The sequence below is a fragment of the Rhizobium azibense genome, assembly GCF_004342325.1.
Lineage (GTDB): Bacteria > Pseudomonadota > Alphaproteobacteria > Rhizobiales > Rhizobiaceae > Rhizobium > Rhizobium etli_B.
Window position 1 is genome coordinate 270717 of sequence record NZ_SMBJ01000001.1, and the last position, 21120, is coordinate 291836.

Annotated in this window: 19 protein-coding genes; 11 read left to right on the forward strand and 8 right to left on the reverse strand. The window is 60.4% G+C overall.

All coding sequences use genetic code 11. The features are described 5' to 3' along the window. Positions 1–54 precede the first annotated feature (54 nt). The 5 genes from EV130_RS01315 to EV130_RS01335 all read right to left on the reverse strand — a co-directional run bounded on the left by EV130_RS01315 (position 55) and on the right by EV130_RS01335 (position 5057). Entirely contained in the window at positions 55–2295 is a 2241-nt protein-coding gene (locus EV130_RS01315) for a xanthine dehydrogenase family protein molybdopterin-binding subunit (RefSeq protein ID WP_132659384.1), read from the reverse strand. Beyond that, positions 2295–2789 (reverse strand): (2Fe-2S)-binding protein, encoded by a 495-nt coding sequence (locus tag EV130_RS01320; RefSeq protein WP_132549644.1) that lies wholly within the window; start codon positions 2787–2789, stop codon positions 2295–2297. The genes EV130_RS01315 and EV130_RS01320 overlap by 1 nt, the downstream gene beginning before the upstream one ends. Continuing rightward, positions 2786–4183: a c-type cytochrome gene (locus EV130_RS01325; protein WP_132549641.1), complete on the reverse strand. Its 1398-nt coding sequence runs from the start codon at positions 4181–4183 to the stop codon at positions 2786–2788. Before EV130_RS01325 ends, EV130_RS01320 begins: the two co-directional genes overlap by 4 nt. 89 nt (positions 4184–4272) lie before the next feature. Continuing rightward, on the reverse strand, positions 4273–4527 hold the full coding sequence (locus tag EV130_RS01330) for a DUF2934 domain-containing protein (protein ID WP_132549638.1): 255 nt from the start codon (positions 4525–4527) through the stop codon (positions 4273–4275). 110 nt (positions 4528–4637) lie between these two features. Then, entirely contained in the window at positions 4638–5057 is a 420-nt protein-coding gene (locus EV130_RS01335) for a VOC family protein (RefSeq protein ID WP_132549635.1), read from the reverse strand. 169 nt (positions 5058–5226) lie between these two features. On the opposite strand from EV130_RS01335, the gene EV130_RS01340 reads away from it, so the two are divergent. Further along, on the forward strand, positions 5227–5871 hold the full coding sequence (locus EV130_RS01340) for a ThuA domain-containing protein (protein WP_074065536.1): 645 nt from the start codon (positions 5227–5229) through the stop codon (positions 5869–5871). Between the two features lie 26 nt (positions 5872–5897). On the opposite strand, the gene EV130_RS01345 is transcribed toward EV130_RS01340, so the two are convergent. Beyond that, positions 5898–6530, reverse strand: a complete 633-nt coding sequence (locus EV130_RS01345) for a GntR family transcriptional regulator (RefSeq protein WP_132658984.1) — start codon at positions 6528–6530, stop codon at positions 5898–5900. A gap of 169 nt (positions 6531–6699) precedes the next feature. On the opposite strand from EV130_RS01345, the gene EV130_RS01350 reads away from it, so the two are divergent. The 9 genes from EV130_RS01350 (at position 6700) to EV130_RS01390 (ending at position 16458) form a co-directional block, all read left to right on the forward strand. Next, positions 6700–8124: a M20 family metallopeptidase gene (locus EV130_RS01350; protein WP_132549629.1), complete on the forward strand. Its 1425-nt coding sequence runs from the start codon at positions 6700–6702 to the stop codon at positions 8122–8124. Then, complete coding sequence (locus EV130_RS01355; protein WP_074065539.1) at positions 8117–9799, forward strand: M28 family peptidase; 1683 nt, start codon at positions 8117–8119, stop codon at positions 9797–9799. The genes EV130_RS01350 and EV130_RS01355 overlap by 8 nt, the downstream gene beginning before the upstream one ends. Positions 9800–9833: 34 nt before the next feature. Beyond that, positions 9834–10688, forward strand: coding sequence for a transporter substrate-binding domain-containing protein (locus EV130_RS01360; RefSeq protein ID WP_132549626.1), 855 nt, complete (start codon positions 9834–9836; stop codon positions 10686–10688). 110 nt (positions 10689–10798) lie between these two features. Next, positions 10799–11518, forward strand: coding sequence for an ABC transporter permease (locus tag EV130_RS01365; RefSeq protein ID WP_074065770.1), 720 nt, complete (start codon positions 10799–10801; stop codon positions 11516–11518). Next, the gene (locus EV130_RS01370) at positions 11518–12258 is read left to right on the forward strand and encodes an ABC transporter permease (protein ID WP_074065541.1); all 741 of its coding nucleotides are present in this window, start codon (positions 11518–11520) and stop codon (positions 12256–12258) included. The genes EV130_RS01365 and EV130_RS01370 overlap by 1 nt, the downstream gene beginning before the upstream one ends. After that, the gene (locus EV130_RS01375) at positions 12255–13037 is read left to right on the forward strand and encodes an ABC transporter ATP-binding protein (protein WP_074065542.1); all 783 of its coding nucleotides are present in this window, start codon (positions 12255–12257) and stop codon (positions 13035–13037) included. Before EV130_RS01370 ends, EV130_RS01375 begins: the two co-directional genes overlap by 4 nt. Positions 13038–13072: 35 nt before the next feature. Continuing rightward, positions 13073–13930, forward strand: coding sequence for a transporter substrate-binding domain-containing protein (locus EV130_RS01380; protein WP_074065543.1), 858 nt, complete (start codon positions 13073–13075; stop codon positions 13928–13930). A gap of 189 nt (positions 13931–14119) precedes the next feature. Further along, positions 14120–15280, forward strand: a complete 1161-nt coding sequence (locus EV130_RS01385) for a fumarylacetoacetate hydrolase family protein (RefSeq protein WP_074065544.1) — start codon at positions 14120–14122, stop codon at positions 15278–15280. Between the two features lie 113 nt (positions 15281–15393). Further along, positions 15394–16458, forward strand: a complete 1065-nt coding sequence (locus tag EV130_RS01390; protein ID WP_245519992.1) for an extracellular catalytic domain type 1 short-chain-length polyhydroxyalkanoate depolymerase — start codon at positions 15394–15396, stop codon at positions 16456–16458. A gap of 265 nt (positions 16459–16723) precedes the next feature. Here the strand turns inward: EV130_RS01390 and scpA are convergent, their stop codons facing one another. Both scpA and EV130_RS01400 read right to left on the reverse strand, forming a co-directional pair. Then, positions 16724–18862 carry a methylmalonyl-CoA mutase gene (gene scpA, locus EV130_RS01395; RefSeq protein ID WP_074065546.1) on the reverse strand — a complete coding sequence of 713 codons (2139 nt, stop codon included), beginning with the start codon at positions 18860–18862 and terminating at the stop codon, positions 16724–16726. 279 nt (positions 18863–19141) lie between these two features. Beyond that, on the reverse strand, positions 19142–20344 hold the full coding sequence (locus tag EV130_RS01400) for an MFS transporter (protein WP_074065547.1): 1203 nt from the start codon (positions 20342–20344) through the stop codon (positions 19142–19144). A gap of 314 nt (positions 20345–20658) precedes the next feature. Between EV130_RS01400 and EV130_RS01405 the strand changes: the two genes are divergently transcribed. Then, a complete protein-coding gene (locus EV130_RS01405; RefSeq protein ID WP_074065549.1) occupies positions 20659–21120 on the forward strand; it encodes a helix-turn-helix domain-containing protein in 462 nt (153 codons plus the stop codon).

Here is a 21120-nt window from a genome sequence, read left to right on the forward strand (position 1 = left end):
TCATTCAAGCCCTGAAATCTGCACTTTCAGGCGATGAGAAGTCGCCGGTTCTCATCAGCCGAGACCGGTTGCTTCCTTTACCTTGTTGCGCGATAGCGGCAGATCGACCAGCCGCTTTCCCGTCGCATTGCGGATTGCATTGGCGAGCGCTGCACAGGTCGGTCCCTGCGCAGCCTCGCCTGTGCCGAGGAAGGGCTGACCGGGCCGATCGAGAACATGCACCTCGACGCTTTCTGGGACGCTGCCGAAGCGCAGTATCGGATAACTCGACCAATCAGTGCTGGTAATACGAGTGCGATCGAAGGTGACGGCTTCATAAAGCGTCCAGCTGATCGATTGCAGGATGCCGCCCTCCGTCTGGTTGCGGATGCCGTCAGGATTGACGGCCTGACCGGCATCGATAGCACCGACGGCACGCAGCACCTGCACACGGCCGGTTTCGCGCTCGACCTTGGCTTCCAGTGCGACCGCCAGATAGGCGGCACGGTTCTTGTAACGCGCAAAGGCAAAGCCACGCCCGTGACCGGAAGGAACTTCGCTCCTGCCCCAGCCGAATTTCTCCGCAGCAAGCTTCACGACATCGCTGGCACGATGATCTTCCAGATGACGCAGGCGGAATTCGACCGGATCGGCCTTGGCGGCAATAGCCAGCTCGTCCATGGTGCTTTCGATCGAAAATACATTGGCATAAGCACCAAGGCCGCGTAGCGCCGAAACCCTGAGCGGCATGTCGGGCAGGAAATGCCACAACACCCGGCGGTTCGGGATCGCATAGACAGGGTCGGCGTTCCGATCGCCGCTGCCATTGGGACTGATGCTGAGCTTCGGCACCTCCAGGGGCGTCGGCTGTTCCTTGGCGCGCCCGGCAATGAGCGAGCCGGAACTTCCGGGGCGCGTGCTGTGGGTATTGCTCCACACATCATAGGTCCAGTTGTCGATCCTGCCGTTTGCATCAAGCGACGCCCGGACCTTGCATACCATGCCAGGCCCGTAAGGTTCCCACATATGCTCCTGCTCGCGCATCCACTGGACACGCACGGGACGGCCGGGAATTTTCATGGCGATGAGTGCTGCGTCGGCAGCTGCGTCGTCGGCGCCGTTGTGCCCGTAGCAGCCGGACCCTTCCATGTGGATGACACGCACCTTCTCCTCCGGCATCGCCAGCATTTGGGCAATCGCACTCCGATCGGGGAAGACTCCTTGCGTGTGCGACCAGATATCAAGGCTGCCGTCGGCCTTCAGATGCGCGAGCGCACAGGACGGACCGATCGAAGCGTGCATCTGATAGGGGCGCGTGAAGGTTGCCTCGTAGATTGGGCCGTTCGGGAAGCTCGGATTGCCGGATTCGGCCACGGTGCCGACATCCTTTTCCAGAGCGACGAGAGCGGCGGCCAGATCGGCCTGTTCTGGAAGCGTTGCAGGCTCGTCCCACCGCGCCGCTTTTTCAACCGCGCGCATGGCCTTGACCGCCTGCCATTCTTTCTCCGCCACCACGGCAAGGAAACTGCCGTCGCGGATCACCGAGATGACGCCGGGCATGGCGGCAGCGGCCGTGGCGTCGATGTCTTTCAATGTTGCACCATAGCTCGGCGGACGGATCACGCGAGCGTGCACCATTCCTTCCAGGCGCAAGTCCTGGACATAAGCTGCAGCGCCTGTAACCTTGCCCGGGATGTCGATGCGCTGCACATCACGGCCGATGATGCTCAGTCCATCAGGCTGCTTCAGTTTCGATTGCGGCTGGGCTTGGACGTGCAGGAACTGGCCCGATACCAGCTCGCCATAGGTCGCCGAGCTGCCTTGCGGCCCGAAGACGCTTTTCTTTTTCGCCCTGAGCTGGTCTGGCGGCAGGTTAAAACGGCGCGCTGCCTCGGTGATCAGCAGCTCGCGAACCTGCGCGGCTGCGTTGCGGATCGCAGTACCGCTGTTCTGCATCGACTGGCTGCCTGCCGTAAACCCTTCGTCGGGTGTACGCCCGGTGTCAGCGGTCACGAGTGCAATGTCTGCGGGATCGACTTCCAGCTCCTCTGCGGCAACCTGGATGAGGGCCGTGCGGATCCCCTGTCCAAGTTCCACCTTGCCGGTGAACACGGTGATCGTGCCGTCAGCATCTATTCTTATCCAGCTATCGAGATAGCCGTCGTCATCCAGGCTGCCCGGCAATTTCGGCTTTTCAGGCGCCGCAGCCGAAATCCCTTGCGCCAGCGCACCGATGGTGGAGAAGCTGACGATGAGAGAGCCGGTGCCCGCAAGCAGGCAGCGCCGGCTCATTCGATGCCCGGTGAGAATATCCATCATCCGGCCCTCCTTTTGGCGCCCACAAGTCCGGAAGCTTCCATCAGTTCACCCGCGCGCCTGATGGCGGCAAGGATGCGCATATGCGTGCCGCAGCGACAGAGATTGGTCCGTAACGCCGATCTGATTTCCTCATCGCTCGGCGTCGCATTCTGCTTCAGAAGCACCGCTGCGCTCATCATCATGCCGGCAATGCAGTAGCCGCATTGGGCCGCCTGTTTCTCGATGAAGGCCGCCTGCAGCGGTCCGGGCTTTTCGGCTGTTCCAAGCCCTTCCACGGTGACGATTTCCTTGCCTTCGACCACGACGATCGGCGTCACGCACGAAAGTACCGCCTGGCCGTCGACCATGACGGTGCAGGCGCCGCATTGGCCTAGGCCGCAACCAAATTTTGCGGCGTTGAGTCCAAGATCATTGCGAAGCACGTAAAGTAGTGGCGTGTCGGGCTCGCTTTCGACCTCGTGGGTCTGTCCATTGACCTTAAGGCTTGTCATCTCGGCTCCTTCGCGCCGACATTGGAGGGCGCTCGTTCAATTCCGTCCGAGGGGCGGACGGCGACAAAACATTCACCGGAGCGTGTGCGGTTGACCCGTTCCAGCAGATCGGGCCAAGGACCGCGCGTCGTAAAGCGCTGCCGCATGAAATCGAGCAGGTCGGCGATCTGCTGGTCGTTCAGTGCCCCGGCAAAACCCGGCATCACGGCACTTGGCTCACCGTCGGCAGGTGGTAGGCCGAAAAGCACAACATTGACGATGTTTTGCGGATTGGGCGCGTTGACGGCGGTGCTGAGATTGAAATTCAGCCCCCCGAAGGGCGCAGCGCGACCGGACTCATGACAGGTCGCACAAGCCGCACCATAGATGGCTGCACCCGGGTGAGCGGTAAGTTCGGCCGACGCCTTGTTCTCGTCAATCGCCGCCGTCACCACGCCATCCTGCTCGGGAAGGAACTGCCTTTTCAGCTTTTCGGCCCATTGAAGGCGTTCGGCAGACGGTTCGCCCATGATCGAGGCGACATAGGCAGCGATGGCGTTGATATCGCTGTCGGGAAGGACCCCGAGATTGCCGGTGACCTCAGCCATCGGACCGCGCGAGACGCCGTGGAAGACATGGTAGCCATGACGCAGATAGAACGCGAGCGACTCCTTGTCCCACGGGATCGGCGAGGGGTTTTGCGCATTGATCGCATAAGCCTGCCAGCCTTCCGCCTCGCCGCCGCCGAAGTGCTTGCCGCGCTCCTCGGCACCAAAGGCGTTGCGAGGCGTGTGGCAAGCCCCGCAGTGACCGAGGCCTTCGGCAAGATAGGCACCGCGGTTCCATTCCTCGCTTTTGTTCGGATCAGGCGCGAAAGCGCCCTGGTCGAAGAAGACCAGTTTCCAGGCGGCAAGGATGGGGCGGACATGCAGGAGGTACGGCAGCTCGTTTCGGGGCGAACTCGCCCTGACGGGCGTGCGCGTCATCAAAAAGGCATAGAGGGCCTTGTTGTCCTCATCGGTGACGCGGGTGAAATGATCATAAGGAAATGCCGGATAAAGATGATCGCCTTTTCGGTCTACTCCTTCACGCATGGCCCGCTTGAAGGCAGCCTCGCTCCAGCGCCCGATACCGGTTTCATCGTCCGGTGTGATGTTCGTCGAATAAATGGTACCGAAAGGTGTCGGCAGTTTGAGGCCCCCCGAAAAGGCCTGCTTTCCCGGGACCGTATGACAGGCAATGCAGTTTCCAACCGCTGCGAGGCTGGCTCCCTTGGCGATCAATGCGTTATCGAAAGGCCCGGCCTGCGAGGCATTTCGGGCCTCGATTTCGGGGCGCCAGGCAAGAAAAAAGAATGCGAGACCGAAAACGATGAAGAGGGTGAGGATCGTCGACAGCAGTCTGATGGCTCGCATTGCCGATATGACCCTCCCAGGAGTGCAGACCGAACCGCATAAAACGCAAGGGATCAGGACTTTGTTCCCGGATCAGGTGTTGGTATCGCTCAAGGCTTGGCGATGGTTGAGCGGTCCTGAACGATCCGAGCCCGGTCTTTGTCGCTCTCGCGCATAAGGCGACCGGTGGCGCGCAGCATCGCGATGAGGTCGGTTCCGTCGATGGACGCCTTGGTCGTTTGGAGCTGATCGAACTCGGCCGCCGCCTGCTGCCAGTTTTCGGTCTCGCGCCCAAAGGGGCGTCCCTCCTCTTCCCATATGGCGTATGCGCGCTGGCTGATCCAATCGTCCTTGTTGTAAACCATGACACCCAACCAAAATGGAGAAAAATGTTCGTCTTGAGGTTGTCAGATTTCGTTTACGGAGTTGTTACTTCCGCAAGCGTCTGCGGTGAGCGCGCCGCAACAGCAGTGCGTCAGATAGTGCTGTTGCCTGCCTCGATTGACCGCTCGGCGAGCTCGATGAGGATGCCGTCGGGATCGCGCAGAAAAGCGACCTTGTGCAGAACCTCGGAATTGTAAGCAAGGCGCGGGCGCTCCTTCACTTCAACCCCGGCGGCTTCGAGCCTTGCGAAGGTTTCAGCGACGCTGGCGAACAGGAACGTGATATGGCGCAGACCGGCAGTACCCTCGGGAACGTCGCTTGCCCGCACTGCCCCGCCTGCAGGCGCAAAGACTTCCAGCATACCGCCTCCGGCATCGAGAAAAGCAACCTGCGAGCCATCCGGCATCGCCTTGCGCAGATGCAGCCGAAGGCCAAGCAGGCCGCAATAAAAGGCAACGGCGCGGTCCATGTCGCTGACAGTCATGCCGATATGTTCAAAGGATTTCAGCATTGAAAATTCCTCCCGCCGACAATGCTCGAACTGACTGCGGTCGCTTGCCGTCGTCAAGTCGAAATCGTGTGATGGCAATCGACAAGACCTGGCTTGCGGTCGATGAAATGGGGCGCTATCTGGTTGGAAAGGCCACGACTTAAGACCATCGAAAGCCGGGAGGCAGGGCATGCGCAAAGCGATCATCGTTTGGGGCGGCTGGCAGGGCCACGAACCTGAAGCATGCGCAGCCACCGTCGGAGAACTTTTGCGCGAGGACGGCTTTTCGGTGGATATTACCGGCGATCTCGACATCTTCGGCTCGCCGGTAATTGCCAATGCCGATCTTCTCGTTCCGATCATCACCGGGGAGCAGTTGGAAAAGGCGCATGCCAACGCGCTGGTCACGGCTGTTCGTGACGGTCTTGGCCTCGGCGGCCACCACGGTGCACTCGCGACATCCTTCAAGGAAAGTGCTCCGTTCCGCTATGTTTGCGGCGTCACCTGGGTCTCTCATCCTGGCAACATCATCGACTTCCGTGTGAACGTCAGCCGACAAAACGATCCGCTGATGCAAGGCATTCCGGACTTCGACTACCACTCGGAGCAGTATTACCTGCACTACGATCCGTCCGTTGAAATTCTGGCGACCACCACGTTCACCGGCGAATATGACGAGGCGGCCCGCAATGTCATCATGCCGGTGGTCTTCAAGCGGCACTTTGGCGCGGGCCGCGTCTTTTATTCGGCACTCGGCCATGTCGCAGCCGAATTCGACCATCCCTACATGCGACTTATTCTTCGCCGCGGTCTTGCCTGGGCTGCACGCCGCTAATGCAGCGCAGTGCGGCGCCGTATCGGTCAGCTCTGAACGATATGCTGCCTCACCAGTCGCTTGAGCTCTTCTGCATCCTTGAGCTGAATGGCTTCGATCATCAAGTGATGTTCGCAGCCGGACTGTTCGATGCGGGCGCGCGTTCGCCATTGAGCGACGGGCGCTGACGAGGTTCGCTGGCGAATTTCGGTAATGAGGTCGACCAGTTCCTGATTGCCGCCAAGAACCAGAAGTTGCCTGTGAAAGGCCAGATTGGCTTCGTAAAGGTCCAGCATCGTACCATCAAGGACCATGCGGTCGAAATGGATCGCCAGCTTCCGCAGGATATCGAGATCGTCGGCAGAGGCATTTTCCACGATCGTATCGGCAATCGCCGTCTCAAGAATGATGCGGATTTCGCTGACCTCCCTGGCACGGCGGCCGTCGGGCGCGTAGACGTGGTAGCCGCGATTGGGGACATGCTCGACCAGCCGCTTCTGGGCAAGGCGATCGAGCGCACGGCGTACTTCCGGGCGGGTGCAGTTGTAGCGTCGTTCAAGATCGATCTGCTTCAGCCATGTGCCAGGTAGAAGCACGCCCGCCAGGATATCCTGGAGGACAAGGTCGGTCACGTCCTTCGAATTTTCGATCTCCGGCTGCCCCATCGAAACGTCTGCCATTCAAGACTCCCTTTTCGAAACGGATATCACGGCACCGACAGTTTCTGTAGGCGGCCCGATTCCGGCCTGTCTAAAATTTATTCATGCCTGCGGATTGCGCAAAAGTTTTTTGTAGCCTAAATTGGCGCCAATTTTGGATACTAAGCGAAAAGAAGCCGTTTTGAAAGCCATGAAAAACTCAGACAGCGTGTGGGACATCGTCGAAGGCAAGCGCGAAATCTTCTTTGCGCTCAGCGATCTGATCTGGGATCTGCCGGAAACGAACTATCAGGAGTATCGATCGGCAGACGAACATGCGCGGCTCCTGCAACAGGAAGGCTTTCGCGTCGAACGCGGCCTTGCCGGCCTGCCGACAGCGGTCATGGGAGAGGCCGGTGAGGGCGGACCGGTCATTGCAATTCTCGGCGAGTTCGATGCGCTGCCGGGTCTCAGCCAGGTGGCAGGCCTTGCCGAAGAGCGCGAAGCGGTCGCCGGCGGCAATGGCCATGGTTGCGGTCACAACCTTCTGGGTGCCGGCTCGATGCTCGCGGCCGCTGCGGTCAAGGATTTCCTTGCACAGAACGGTCTGAAAGGACGCGTGCGCTATTATGGCTGCCCGGCCGAAGAAGGCGGCTCCTCCAAGGGCTTCATGGTGCGCGCCGGCGTCTTCGATGACGTCGATGTCGCCATTTCGTGGCATCCGGCTGCCTTTGCCGGCGTCAACAATCCGATCTCGCTTGCCTGCAACGAACTCAACTTCCATTTCACAGGCCGCGCCTCGCATGCCTCCGCGACACCGCACCTTGGCCGCAGTGCGCTCGATGCCGTCGAGCTGATGAATGTCGGCGTCAATTACATGCGAGAGCATATGCCATCGACAGCCCGCATTCATTACGCCGTGACCGATACCGGAGGTGCTGCCCCGAACGTCGTCCAGGCCCGCGCGACTGTTCGTTATCTCATCCGCGCCCGCACTCTGCCCGAACTTTTGTCGCTTGTCGCACGCGTCAAGAAAGTCGCCGAGGGGGCGGCGCTGATGACCGAGACGTCGGTCCGCAGCGAGATCCTCAGCGGCGACGCGAACCTGATCGGCAATACCCCCCTGGAGGAACGGATGTTTGCCCATCTCCAGCGTCTCGGCCCTCCGGTCTTCGACGAAAGTGACCGGCAGACCGCCCGCACGTTCCAGCAGACGATGAGCGCGGAGGATATTGCTGCTTCCTATGATCGCTTCGGCTTGAAAGCCAATAAGGATCAACCGCTTTGCGAGGAGATCGTGCCGCTTTATTCCGGAGACGGCTCGATTGTCGGCTCGACCGATGTCGGCAGCGTGAGCTGGGTCGTTCCGACCGTGCAGATGCGCGGCGCGACCTATGCGATCGGGACACCCGGCCATTCCTGGCAGCTGGTTGCGCAGGGCAAGCTTCCGGCTGCCCATAAGGGCACCGAACATGCAGCAAAGGTGATGGCAAGCACGGCCGTTGATCTGATCTTGGACCCCTCGCTCATCGATGCCGCCAAGGCCGATCTCAAAGCCCGCCTCGACGGGACACCCTTCGTCAATCCCATCCCGGATGACGTTGAGCCGCCGCTGCCGGAAAAACGACATGGCTGACGAGCCCAACAATGCGGATGTCGGGCACCTGATGGCGCATCTTCGGGAGTTTTCCCGACGCGTCAAGCTGTCGGGAACGCCTGAGGAGCTGGAAAGCTTCGGCTACCTCGAAAGGCAGATGACAAGCTATGGCTATCGCACCGAGCTGCTGTTTCATGAGGCCTTCATCAGCCTGCCGGGACAGGCAAAGGTGGAAATCGATGGCGTAGCGCTTCGCTGCATCACCCATTCGATGGCCGCTTCCAGTCCGCCTGGAGGCATCAGCGGCGAACTCGTTCATGTCGGCGAAGGCACAGAAGCCGATTTTTCGCAGGCCGAGGTGGCTGGAAAGATCGTTGTCGTGGACGGCATTGCAACCGAAGAGGTCGCAGCGCTTGCAAGTGCGGCCGGCGCGCGCGGCCAGCTCCATATCAGTCCCACCGAGCATCTTCATGAAATGTGCGTGTCGCCCGTGTGGGGAAATCCCTCCCAGCATACCCGCGACCAGCTCCCTGCGACCGTTATCTGCTCGATCGGCAATCATGACGGTGCCGCGTTGCGCCAGCGCCTTGCAGCCGGCCAAAACGTCAAGACCTGGTTGTTTGCCGAAGTCGACACCCGTTGGACCAAGACACCTTTGCTGGTGGCCGAGATGCCTGCTCAAGGTGGCGCGGCAGACGATCCTTTCATACTTTTGTCGGGTCATCACGACACCTGGCACTACGGGGTCATGGACAATGGCGGTGCGAATGCGACGATGCTGGAGGCAGCACGACTGCTTGGCCAAACGGCGTCCAGCTGGAAGCGCGGGTTGCGCATCTGCTTCTGGTCGGGTCATTCGCATGGGCGCTATTGCGGCTCGGCCTGGTATGCCGACGAGTATTTCGATGATCTCGAGCGCCGTTGCGCCGTCCATGTCAATGTCGACTCCACCGGTGGGAAGGGCGCGGCGATCTTGAGCAATTCCAGCGTAGTCGACGAACTTCGACCGCTGGCGGCCGAGGCGATCGAGAAAATTACCGGCCAGCGCCATGCCGGCCGGCGTCACGGCCGCGCGGCCGACCAATCCTTCTGGGGTGTCGGTATTCCTTCGATGTTCGGCAGCCTGAGCCATCAGCCTGCCGGACCGGCAAAGATGCTGACGGCGCTCGGTTGGTGGTGGCATACTCCCCATGACACCATCGAACATATCGACCCGGACAATCTGCGGCGCGACACACAGATCATCATCGAAGTTCTCGAACGCCTGCTTGTCTCGCCCGTCCTGCCACTGGACTACACAGTCTATGCCGCCTCGCTTGAAGAGGAGCTGACACGGCTGAGGAGCGCCATTGGCGAGCGGCTCGATCTCTCATCGATTGCCGGCGAGATTGCCGAGCTCCGGTCGAATGCCCAGGCAGTCCTGGCAGCAAGCGATGGCTGCCTGAAGCAGGCCGAGCGTCTCAACGCAGCGCTGATGGCCGCGTCCCGCCAGCTCGTGCCGTTGAACTATACCCATGGCGATCGCTTCCTTCACGATAGAGCCCTCCCGCATCCGCCATGGCCGGCCTTGGCAGGCCTGCGCGAGCTGGCCGGCCTGCCAAAGCACGCATCCGATACGGCATTTTATGTCGTTCACGCCCGGCAGACGCGCAATCGCATTGCTCATGCACTTCGCAACGCCAATGCCGCATTGCGATCTGCATTTGATACCTGAACAGCGAACCGCAATAAAAAAGGGGAATGATGTCATGAAAAGAAAATATCTGCATTTCTTCGTCCTGGCGGCCGTTTTGAACTCGGCTGCAAGTGCTGCCGAAGCCAGGGACCGGACAGATGTGAAGGTCGGCATAGAAGGCGCCTTTCCACCCTGGAACATGATGGATTCCAGCGGCAAGCTCGCCGGCTTCGATATCGACCTGATCAACGATCTCTGCGCCCGGGCAAAAGTCAAATGCGAGCTCATCCCCGGCGAGTGGACCGCCATGATCCCGAGCCTCAATGCCGGCAAGTTCGATCTGGTGATGACGCTTGGCATCAATGAAAAGCGCCGGCAGGTCGTCGACTTCACCGTTCCCTACGCCAGTGGCGTTGCAAGCTTCATTCTGCAGAAGAACGGTCCTGTGGCCCCGCTGCCGATGACCGGGCAGAAGCTCAATCTCAACGACAAGGACAAGGCCGATCCAGTCATGGCCAAGATCGGCGAGGCATTGGACGGCAAGACGGTCGGCGTTGTCCAGTCCACCAGCCAGGAACAATTGATCAATGCCTACTACGGCAGCAATGTCACGGTGCGCGCCTACAAGAATTCCGGCGAACGCGACCTCGACCTGAAGGCAGGCCGCATTGATGCCGGTTTCGACAGCGGCGTCTATGCGACCTCCATACTCGCAAAATCCGCAAACGGCGAACTGATGATGTCGGGACCGCTGATAAAGGGCGCCATGCTCGCCACCGAAGTCGCCCTTGGCATGCGCAAGGGCGAAGCAGATCTGAAGGCGAGATTCGACGAAGCCATCAAATCCGCGGCAAAGGACGGCACTATCAAGAAGCTCTCCGAACACTGGAGCAGGATCGATCTCACGCCATCCTTCGAGCCGAATTGATCTTGAGCCAGGCGGCGGCAGCAGACCGTCGCGTTATTCCGCCACCGACTTTTCCATGATGGGTGACATGTCGTTTCCACCTCCTCGAAAGAATGCAAAAGGCAGGCGCCATGAACCAGCCCGGCATCCTTGAACTGGTCAGTTTCGGCCCGCAAGGCTGGGGCAAGGCACTGCTTGCCGGTGCATGGATGACGGTTCTGATCGCACTTGCCGGCTATTCGATCGGCGCAGCTATCGGGTCCTTCGGAGCCTGGGCCAAGATATCGGGAAGCCGCGGGCTGCGTATTGCGGCCGACACCTATACGACCGTGTTGCGCGGAATTCCCGATCTCTTGGTCATCTATCTCTTCTATTTCGGCGGCAGTGCTGTTGTCACCGCCGTCGGCCAGCTCTTCGGTGCCCAGGGCTTCGTCGGCTTTCCCGGCTTCCTCGCCGGATCGCTCGCCGTCGCGGTCACTTCCGGGGCCCAGTTTACCGAGGTCTTCCGTGGCGCGTTCAAGGCAGTGCATGCCGGCGAGATCGAAGCGGCGATCGCATGCGGCATGGGCCGATGGCTGCGCTTTCGACGGATCGTCGCGCCGCTGACGCTGCGCCACGCATTGCCGGGGCTCGGCAATGTCTGGCAAGTGGTACTGAAGGAATCGGCACTCGTCTCCATCACCGGTGTCGCCGAGCTTTTGCGCCAGACCCAGGTGGCGGCGGGATCGACCGGCCTGCCATTCGATTTTTATCTCATCGCCGGCGCAATCTACCTGCTGATCTCGACGGGGTCCGGTCTCTTCATGCGCCGGGCCGAACAGCATTTTTCGCGCGGCGTGAGGAGAAGCTGATGGATTGGCAATTTCTCTTCGAAACCTTCTTGAGCCTCATTTCCGCAATCCCGCTGAGCCTGGAGCTTGCCGCGACCTCGATCATACTGGGGGCAATCTGCGCGCTTGCCCTGGCACTTTGCCGGCTCTCTGGCATCCCCGCTCTCGACTGGTTTGCACGAAGCTACGTCTTCATCGTTCGCGGCACGCCGCTGCTCGTACAGATCTTCCTGATCTACTACGGTCTGGGGCAGTTTCCAGCAGTCCGCCACAGCCTGTTGTGGCCCTTTCTGCGCGAACCCTACTGGTGCGCCGTTCTGGCGCTGACAATGAACACCGCCGCCTATGGCAGCGAGATCATCCGCGGCGGCCTCCTGTCGGTGCCTTTCGGGCAGATCGAGGCAGCCCGGGCCTGCGGCATGCCGCGCATGATGCAGTTCCGACGCATCCTCCTGCCGCTTGCCATTCGGCAAGCGCTGCCCGGCTACAGCAATGAAATGATATCGATGGTCAAGGCAACGTCGCTTGCCTCCATCATAACACTCATGGAGGTAACCGGTGTTGCCGCCAAAATTATCTCCGAGACCTACCGTGCCATCGAGGTCTTCATCGTCGCCGGTGCCATCTATCTGGCAATCAACTTCCTGCTGACGCGGCTGGTCCATCTTCTCGAATACTGGCTGAGCCCGCACCTGCGCCAGCCTGTCCCACATCCTGCGGCAGGCCTTGCCCCCGCGCCCATTGAAGGAGACGCGCGATGACCGCGGCAATCCCCTCCCCTTCGCCGATCGCACTCAGCGTCAAGGACATGCATAAGAGCTTCGGTCCCGTCGAAGTGTTGAAGGGCATCTCCCTCGATGCCCACGAAGGCGACGTCGTTTCCATTCTCGGTTCCTCCGGTTCCGGCAAATCGACCTTTCTGCGCTGCATCAACCTGCTCGAAACGCCCAATTCCGGCGTGGTCACCGTGGCCGGTGAGACGATCCGTATGGCGCCTGACGGCAGGGGTGGCAGCCGTCCGGCCGATCGCAGACAGGTCGACCGCATCCGCTCGCAGCTCGGTATGGTCTTTCAGAGCTTCAATCTCTGGTCCCACAAGAGCGTGCTTGAAAATGTCATCGAGGCGCCCATCCACGTCCAGGGCCGGCCCCGAGCCGAATGCATCGAAGAGGCCGAGGCGCTGCTTGCCAAGGTCGGCATTGCCGAGAAACGGAATTTCTATCCCGCCCATCTTTCCGGCGGCCAGCAGCAGCGCGCAGCCATCGCCCGGGCGCTGGCGATGCGGCCGAAGGTCATGCTTTTCGACGAACCCACCTCTGCGCTCGATCCGGAACTCGTTGGTGAGGTCCTGCGCGTCATGCGAGCGCTCGCTGAGGAAGGACGCACAATGCTGGTGGTCACGCACGAAATGGGCTTTGCCCGCGACGTCTCCAGCCGTGTCGTCTTCCTTCACAAGGGTCTCGTCGAGGAAGATGGCAAGCCGCAGGAGGTGTTTTCCAGTTCGAAATCGGATCGTTTCCGGCAATTCATCAGCAAATGAAGCTTCAACCCAAATAAAGGAAAAGGGGAACCCAAATGAAATCTTCCAGTCGAATCCTGGTGGCGGTTTGCGCCGTTACCATGCTGGCCGTTTCGACGGTCGCACATGCCGAAGAAAAGAAGTGGACGACGGTCACCATCGCCACCGAAGGCGCGTTCAAGCCTTACAACTTTACCAAGCCGGACGGCACGCTGGACGGCTATGAAATCGAACTCACCAAGTATTTCTGCGACCACATGAAGGTGGAGTGCAAGATCGTCGTCCAGAACTTCGACGGCATGATCCCGGCACTCAATGCCGGCAAGTTCGATGCGATCATCTCCGGCATGTCGGCAACCGCCAAGCGCGAGGAAGTCATTGCGTTCAGCGACTCCTATGGCTCGACGGGCCAGGCATTTGCAACATCCAAGTCCAGCGATCTCGCACACATGCCCGAGAAGGGCCAGATCTTCTCGCTTGCAAGCGACGAGGCAGGTGCGGCTGCCGAAATTGACAAGCTGAAGCCGATGCTTGAAGGCAAGACGATCGGCGTGCAGACCGCATCGACGGCCGCTGCCTTTGTTGACAGATATCTGAAGGATGTCGTCCAGGTTCGCGAATATAAAACGACCGAAGAGCACGACCTCGATCTCAAGGCCGGCCGTGTCGACCTCGTCATGGCCTCCATGGCCTATCTGACCACGGCATCGCAAAAACCCGGCAACGAAGACATGACAACCACCGGCCCACGCTTTCAGGGCGGCTTTCTTGGCCGCGGCAGCTCGGTTGGCATGCGCAAGAGCGATTCGAAGCTGAAAGAGGAGTTCAACAAGGCGATCGCCGCCGCCAAGGCCGACGGCACCATCAAGACGCTCTCGGAAAAGTGGTTCGGCTTCGACGTAACACCGAAATGACCCTGCGAAGGCCGGCGGCGTCATCACACAGCGCCGCCGGCTTCATTTTGCTGCAGACTTGACGAGTCGCTGCCGGCGGTATTTTTGACCTTGCCCCGCCCGGACAGATGTGATCGATTTCCGGCGCTGCTGGAGGGCGGCGAATGACAAATCACCTGAGCAAAAGCTCGACTGCGACGGAGGGTCATCATGTCTCAGCTTCTCGACGACGCCTCATCAGGCGGCCTGTTTGTCGGCCGCGTCTGGAATCCGCAGGCAGCCGGTCCGGCGATTGTGACGATCCGTGACGGAGAAATAGTCGACATAACGTCCAGTCAAGCCCCGACATTGAGCGCACTTCTGGAGAAAGCCGACCCGACAGATTTCGTGCGCGAGGCGGATGGCAAACGGCTTGCTTCACTCGAGATGGTGGCAGCAAACAGCACCGGCAGGCCGGACGCTGCCCGACCCTATCTCTTGGCGCCGGCAGATCTTCAGGCCGTCAAGGCCTGCGGTGTAACCTTTGCTCAATCGATGATCGAGCGCGTCATCGAAGAAAAGGCTGCCGGCAATCCGGATCGTGCAGCCTCGATCCGCAGCCGCGTTGGCACTCTGATCGGCGGCAGCCTCGCCAACATCAAAGCAGGCTCTGCGGAAGCGGCAAAGGTCAAGCAGGCGTTGATCGACGAAGGCATGTGGTCGCAATATCTCGAAGTCGGCATCGGCCCGGATGCCGAGGTCTTTACCAAGTCGCCTGTGCTTTCCTCCGTCGGCTGGGGGGCCGATGTTGGCCTGCATCCGATTTCGACCTGGAACAATCCGGAACCGGAAATCGTGCTTGCGGTCAACAGCCGCGGCGAAATCAAGGGTGCGACCCTCGGTAACGACGTCAACCTGCGCGATGTCGAGGGCCGCTCGGCTCTGCTGCTCGGCAAGGCGAAGGACAACAACGCCTCCTGCTCCATCGGGCCTTTCCTTCGCCTGTTCGACGCCACCTACGGCCTCGAGGATGTCCGCAAGGCCGAGCTTGACCTGAAGGTCACCGGCCAAGACGGCTTCGTTCTCAACGGAAAGAGCTCAATGTCGAAGATCAGCCGCGACCCGACCGATCTCGTCAGGCAGACCTGCGGGGCTCATCATCAGTATCCGGATGGCTTCATGCTGTTCCTCGGCACGCTGTTTGCCCCGACACAGGACCGCGACGCCCCCAACCAGGGTTTTACGCACAAGGTCGGCGATGTCGTCGAAATCTCCGCATCCGGGCTCGGCACGCTTGTCAATACCGTTCGCCTTTCCACCGAATGCCCCCCATGGACGTTCGGGATTTCGGCGTTGATGACAAACCTCGCCGCCCGAGGGCTGCTCGCCTGATCGGCCAGCCTGGCCGCATGAATCGGACTGCCAATCGGGCTCGTTTGTTTGTGCACTGCAGCAATCGTCCCTATATTGATCCTTGGCGCCTTTTTTGGCTCAAGGAGAAGCATGTGTCCTTTCGAGATTCACCAGACGAACGCCTAGTTGAAATCGCATCATTCGGATCCAATCCCGGCGCGCTCAAGGCCTGGCTGTTCCTCCCCACAGACATGGATGAGCGTGCCCCACTCGTCGTAGCCCTCCATGGCTGCACCCAGACAGCCAAGGGATACGCACTCGGCTCTGGATGGTCGCAGCTCGCTGAGCGGCGGGGATTTGCGGTTCTCTATCCAGAACAACAGCACTCGAACAACCCGAACCTCTGTTTCAATTGGTTCGAGCCCGCAGATGCACGACGCGGTGCAGGCGAAGCCGCATCCATCAGCCAGATGGTCGCACATGTCGTTCAGTCACAGGGCATCGATCAGAACCGGATTTTCGTGACCGGTCTTTCAGCAGGTGGCGCCATGGCGAACGCTATGCTGTCGACCTATCCTGAGATCTTCGCCGGCGGCGCGATCATCGCAGGTCTTCCCTATGGCGTGGCGGCCAATGTTGCAGAAGCCTTCGCACAAATGCAGGGGCGAAATCCTTCGAACGCCCCGAAGCTACGCTCCGCGTTAAGGCGTGCCGGACATCACGCAGGTCCCTGGCCGACTGTCTCGGTTTGGCATGGAACGCATGATCAGACAGTGCGACCGAGGAATGCAGACCAGATCGTGGATCAATGGAGCGGCGTACATGCGACAGGCAAAGAGCCGGATCGCATGGAAGTGGCAAACGGGCACCAGCACAAGGTCTGGCTAGACGCCGATGGGCGAATGGTCATCGAAACCTATTCCATCAAAGGTATGGCCCATGGCCTTCCACTTGCAACCCAAGGCGATACCTCGTTCGGCCGAGCGGGGCCCTACATGCTGGAGGCTGGTATTTCGTCAACGGCGCGCATCGCGCGCAGCTGGGGGCTTGCTTTCGATTCCGATGTCGAAGCAACGGAGTTCGTCGCAGCCGAGGTGTCTGGCGAGTTGAAACTGGCTGGCAATGGCAAGCGACGAAGCCCTCGAGCGGGACCCGATGACAATCGGGTCGGCAAAATCATCAATGACGCGCTTCGCGCAGCCGGGCTCCTTCGCTAGCCTGCTGCCGCCGGCCATGGCGATGGCCGCCAGTCGCCGCCGTACCATCTGTTCCCCGAAACCGATGCAGCAAGGCGAAACCTGGTGCGCCATCCCGGCGGTCTCCTCCACGGCAGCCGGCGAAACAGAAAAGGCTTGGGCCCGGGATATCCGCCAAGCGATGTGCGGTCGGCGATTTTCGCTTCCGGCCTGACTTGCCGGTTTCAGGAATTATCGCAGCAAGATCCGCCCGACCACCCGCAGCAGCAGTCAATGCGGGCCAGATCTACTGATTGCGCCGGATTCCCTGCATGAGATCCAGCACGGAGTTGGCCGCGTCGAGCACATTCGTGCCGGGGCCGAAAACGGCAGAAACACCGTGATCAGCCAGAAACTGATAGTCCTGGCGCGGGATGACCCCGCCGCAGATGACGATGACATCGCCGCCGCCCTTTGCTTTCAGCATATCGACAAGCTGCGGCAGCAGCGTCTTGTGGCCGGCGGCAAGCGACGAGACGCCGATGACGTTGACGTTTTCGCCGACAGCCATCTGCGCTGCCTCTTCCGGCGTCTGGAAAAGCGGACCGGCAAGCACGTCGAACCCGATGTCGCCGAATGCCGATGCTATCACCTTGGCGCCGCGGTCATGGCCGTCCTGGCCAAGTTTGGCGACCATGATCTTCGGCCTGCGGCCAAGCGCCGCGCTGACCTCCGACATGCGGCTTTTCAAGACCGAAAGCTCGGGCTCGTCACGATAGGCTTCGCCATAGACGCCCATGATCACCTTTGGCGTGGCGGCGTGATCGCCGAAGGCTTTCCGCATGGCATCGGAGATCTCGCCGACGGTGGCGCGCGCACGGGCCGCCTCGACGGCCGCAGCCAGGAGATTGCCTTTTCCGCTGTGGGCGATCTCGACAAGCGCAGTGAGCGTTTGGGTAACCTTGGCGCTGTCACGCCGGCGCTTCGTCTCTTCGATGCGACTGATTTGCGCCGCTCTTACGGCACTGTTGTCGATTTCCAGGATGTCGATCGGCTCTTCGTTTTCGAGGCGGTACTTGTTGACGCCAACGATAACCTCATCGCCCTTGTCGACGGCGGCTTGCCGCCGCGCGGCAGCTTCCTCGATCAACCGCTTCGGCAGGCCTTCGTTGACTGCGCGTGTCATTCCGCCAAGTGCCTCGACCTCCTCGATCAGCGCCCATGCCTTGTCGGCCAGTTCCTTCGTCAGGCTCTCGACATAATAGGAGCCGGCGAGTGGGTCGACGACCTTGGTGACACCTGTCTCATGGCTCAGGATCAGTTGCGTATTGCGGGCGATGCGGGCGGAAAATTCCGTCGGCAGCGCGATCGCCTCGTCGAAGGAATTGGTGTGCAGCGACTGCGTGCCGCCGAGCACGGCCGACATCGCCTCATAAGCCGTGCGGATGATATTGTTATAGGGATCCTGCTCCTGCAGCGACACACCCGAGGTCTGGCAATGGGTGCGCAGCATCAGCGAAGAGGATTGCTTCGGCTCGAACTCCTCCATGATCCGCGTCCAGAGCAGCCGCGCGGCGCGCAGCTTTGCGGCTTCCATGAAGAAGTTCATGCCGATTGCAAAGAAGAAGGAGAGACGCCCGGCAAAGTCATCGACGCTGAGGCCCTTGGCGATTGCCGCCCTGACATATTCGCGGCCATCAGCCAGTGTGAAGGCAAGCTCCTGAACCAGTGTCGCACCCGCCTCCTGCATGTGATAGCCGGAGATCGAGATCGAATTGAACTTCGGCATTTCCTTGGCCGTATACTCGATGATGTCTGCGACGATCCGCATCGAAGGTTCTGGCGGATAGATATAGGTGTTGCGGACCATGAACTCCTTGAGGATGTCGTTCTGGATGGTCCCGGAGAGTTCCGCGCGCGAACAGCCCTGCTCCTCGCCGGCGACGATGAAGGAGGCCAGAATCGGAATGACCGCGCCGTTCATGGTCATCGACACGGACATTTCGTTCAACGGGATGCCGTCAAAGAGGATCTTCATGTCTTCGACCGAGTCGATTGCGACACCGGCCTTGCCGACGTCACCCTCGACGCGTGGATGGTCGCTGTCATAGCCGCGATGGGTGGCGAGATCGAAGGCGACGGAAAGGCCCTTCTGGCCGGCGGCGAGATTGCGACGGTAAAAGGCGTTGGATTCCTCGGCCGTCGAAAAACCGGCATACTGGCGGATCGTCCAGGGCCTGCCGGCATACATCGTCGCGCGCGGCCCCCGGACGAAGGGTTCAAATCCCGGAAGGGAATCGAGATGCCCGGCTCCTTCGAGATCGGCGGCCGTGTAAAGCGGCTTGACGTCAATGCCTTCCGGGGTATGCCAGGTCAGCGTCTCCGGCGGGGCGCGCAGCTCCTTCTGCGCCAATGCCGCCCAATCCGCGGTCGTCTTCTTGACCATGTCTTCCTCCGGAATTTCCTTTTGGATGCACGCTATCACTCGAACCGCTTGGGGCGCGATAGGGCCTTGGGATAATTTACGCAGGAAACTGCCGATTTCCATGCCTGGCGTGGCGCCTGTCGCCGCTGGCCCGGCCGCGAGCGCAAGAGATAGGTTCGACGGCAGGGGCGAGACGGCTGAGCGAGAAGCCCGCAAGGCCAGGAACGAATACGCCTAGCGCTTAAGGCTCTTCAAAGTTGGCCGGCAAAGCATTGCGGCGAAGATCGGGGGCCGGATCAATCAGACGGCCCGGTGCCTCGGAATGCGCGGCAGGAAAACCGTGAGCAGGCCGAGCAGCGGCAGATACGAGCAGATCCGGTAGACGAACTCAATACCGTGGCTGTCGGCGAAATCGCCGAGGAAGGCAGCACCCAGTCCCCCCGCCCCGAAGGCGAAGCCGAAGAAGACGCCGGCGATCAGGCCAACGCGTCCGGGCACCAGTTCCTGCGCAAAGACGACGATTGCCGAAAACGCTGAGGCAAAAACAAGGCCGATGACGACACTGAGGATGCCGGTCCAGAAGAGGTTGGCATAAGGCAGCAGCAATGCGAAGGGAATAACCCCGAGGATCGAGAACCAGATTACGAAACGGGAACCGAAGCGATCGCCGATCGGCCCGCCGAGGAAGGTGCCGACGGCCACCGAACCGAGGAAGAGGAACAGCATCAGCTGGGCCTGCTGCACATCGAGCTGGAACCTGTCGATGACGTAGAATGTGAAGTAGCTCGACACGCTCGCCATGTAGACGTTCTTCGTCGCCGTCAAAAGGACGAGAATGATGAGCGCAATGATCACCTTGTTCTGTGGCAGGGGCAACGCACGGCTTACCGCAGGCTTTCCGGCATTCTGCCGGCGGTGGCTCATGAACCACTTGCCGACCCAGCCGAGCACGACGATGCCGATCATGGCGATGGCGGAGAGCCAGGAGACGCTGTGCTGGCCGAGCGGCAGCACGATAAAGGCGGCAATCAGAGGGCCGATCGCCTGGCCGGCATTGCCTCCGACCTGGAAGAAGGATTGCGCAAACCCGTGACGGCCGCCTGAGGCAAGACGCGCAACGCGCGAAGATTCCGGATGAAAGACGGCCGAGCCGAAACCGATGAGGCTCGCAGCCACCAGCAACAATTCGAAGCTTGCGGCATTGCCGAGCAGGATCAGGCCGCAAAAGGTGCTCGCCATGCCGACCGGCAGAGAATAAGGCATCGGCCAGCGGTCGGTGACGATCCCCACAAAGGGCTGCAACAGCGAAGCCGTGACCTGGAACGTCATCGTCAGAAGTCCGATCTGGACAAAATCGAGATCGTAGTTTGCCTTGAAGAGCGGATAAAGAGAGGAAAGCAGCGACTGCATGATGTCGTTCAGCATATGGCAGAAGCTGACAGCCACGAGGATCGACATCGTCGTCTTCTCGAAGCGGGGGGAAGTCTCGCTCAGTACTGCCATAGGCATTTCTCCTGCGGATCGCTGCGCGTGCCGCTGATCACGTCTTCACAAGATGATTGCGGAACTGGAGCCTTCGGAAGCCTCGGCGGCCGCAGGAGAGCATCTAGCGCAACTTGCGCGTCAGTTACAGCCCAGTTTTCCCGAGTTTGGTACGCTGATGGGTCAATTTTGCCGAGAAGCCTGTATTGCTGCACGAATGATTCCGCCACAAGAAAGTAGTAATTGAATTTCCCTATGTGCTCATACACTATCATTCTGCCCGAAGTGCCGCCCCGAAAGGGCGCCCCGTCAACACAGTCCATGGAAACTTAAAAATGAACGCAAAAGCTCCGAATGCAATCGACATCTACGTGGGCTCGCGCGTGAGGATGCGTAGACTGCTGCTAGGGTTTAGCCAGGAGCGGCTGGCCGACCAGATCGGCGTTACCTTTCAGCAGGTGCAGAAGTACGAAAAGGGCATGAACCGCATCGGCGCAAGCCGGCTGCAAAAGATTGCCGAAGTCCTTGCTGTACCCCCGAGCTTCTTTTTCCAGCAGGACGCCGCGCAGCCGCTGAGCCTGGAGGGACTGGAGCCTTCCGAAAACTTCGATCCGGTCGGAGAATTCCTGCGGTCGAAGGAAGGACTGGCGCTTAATCGCGCTTTCTTGAAGATCACCGATCCAACCGTGCGTGAAAAGGTCCTTTCCCTCGTCAAGGCGATGGCCCAGGCCGGAGAGCGCCGCGATCTGGACGTCGATCCGGCAAGCTCTGAGACGGGCGCTACGCTCGAGGCTTGA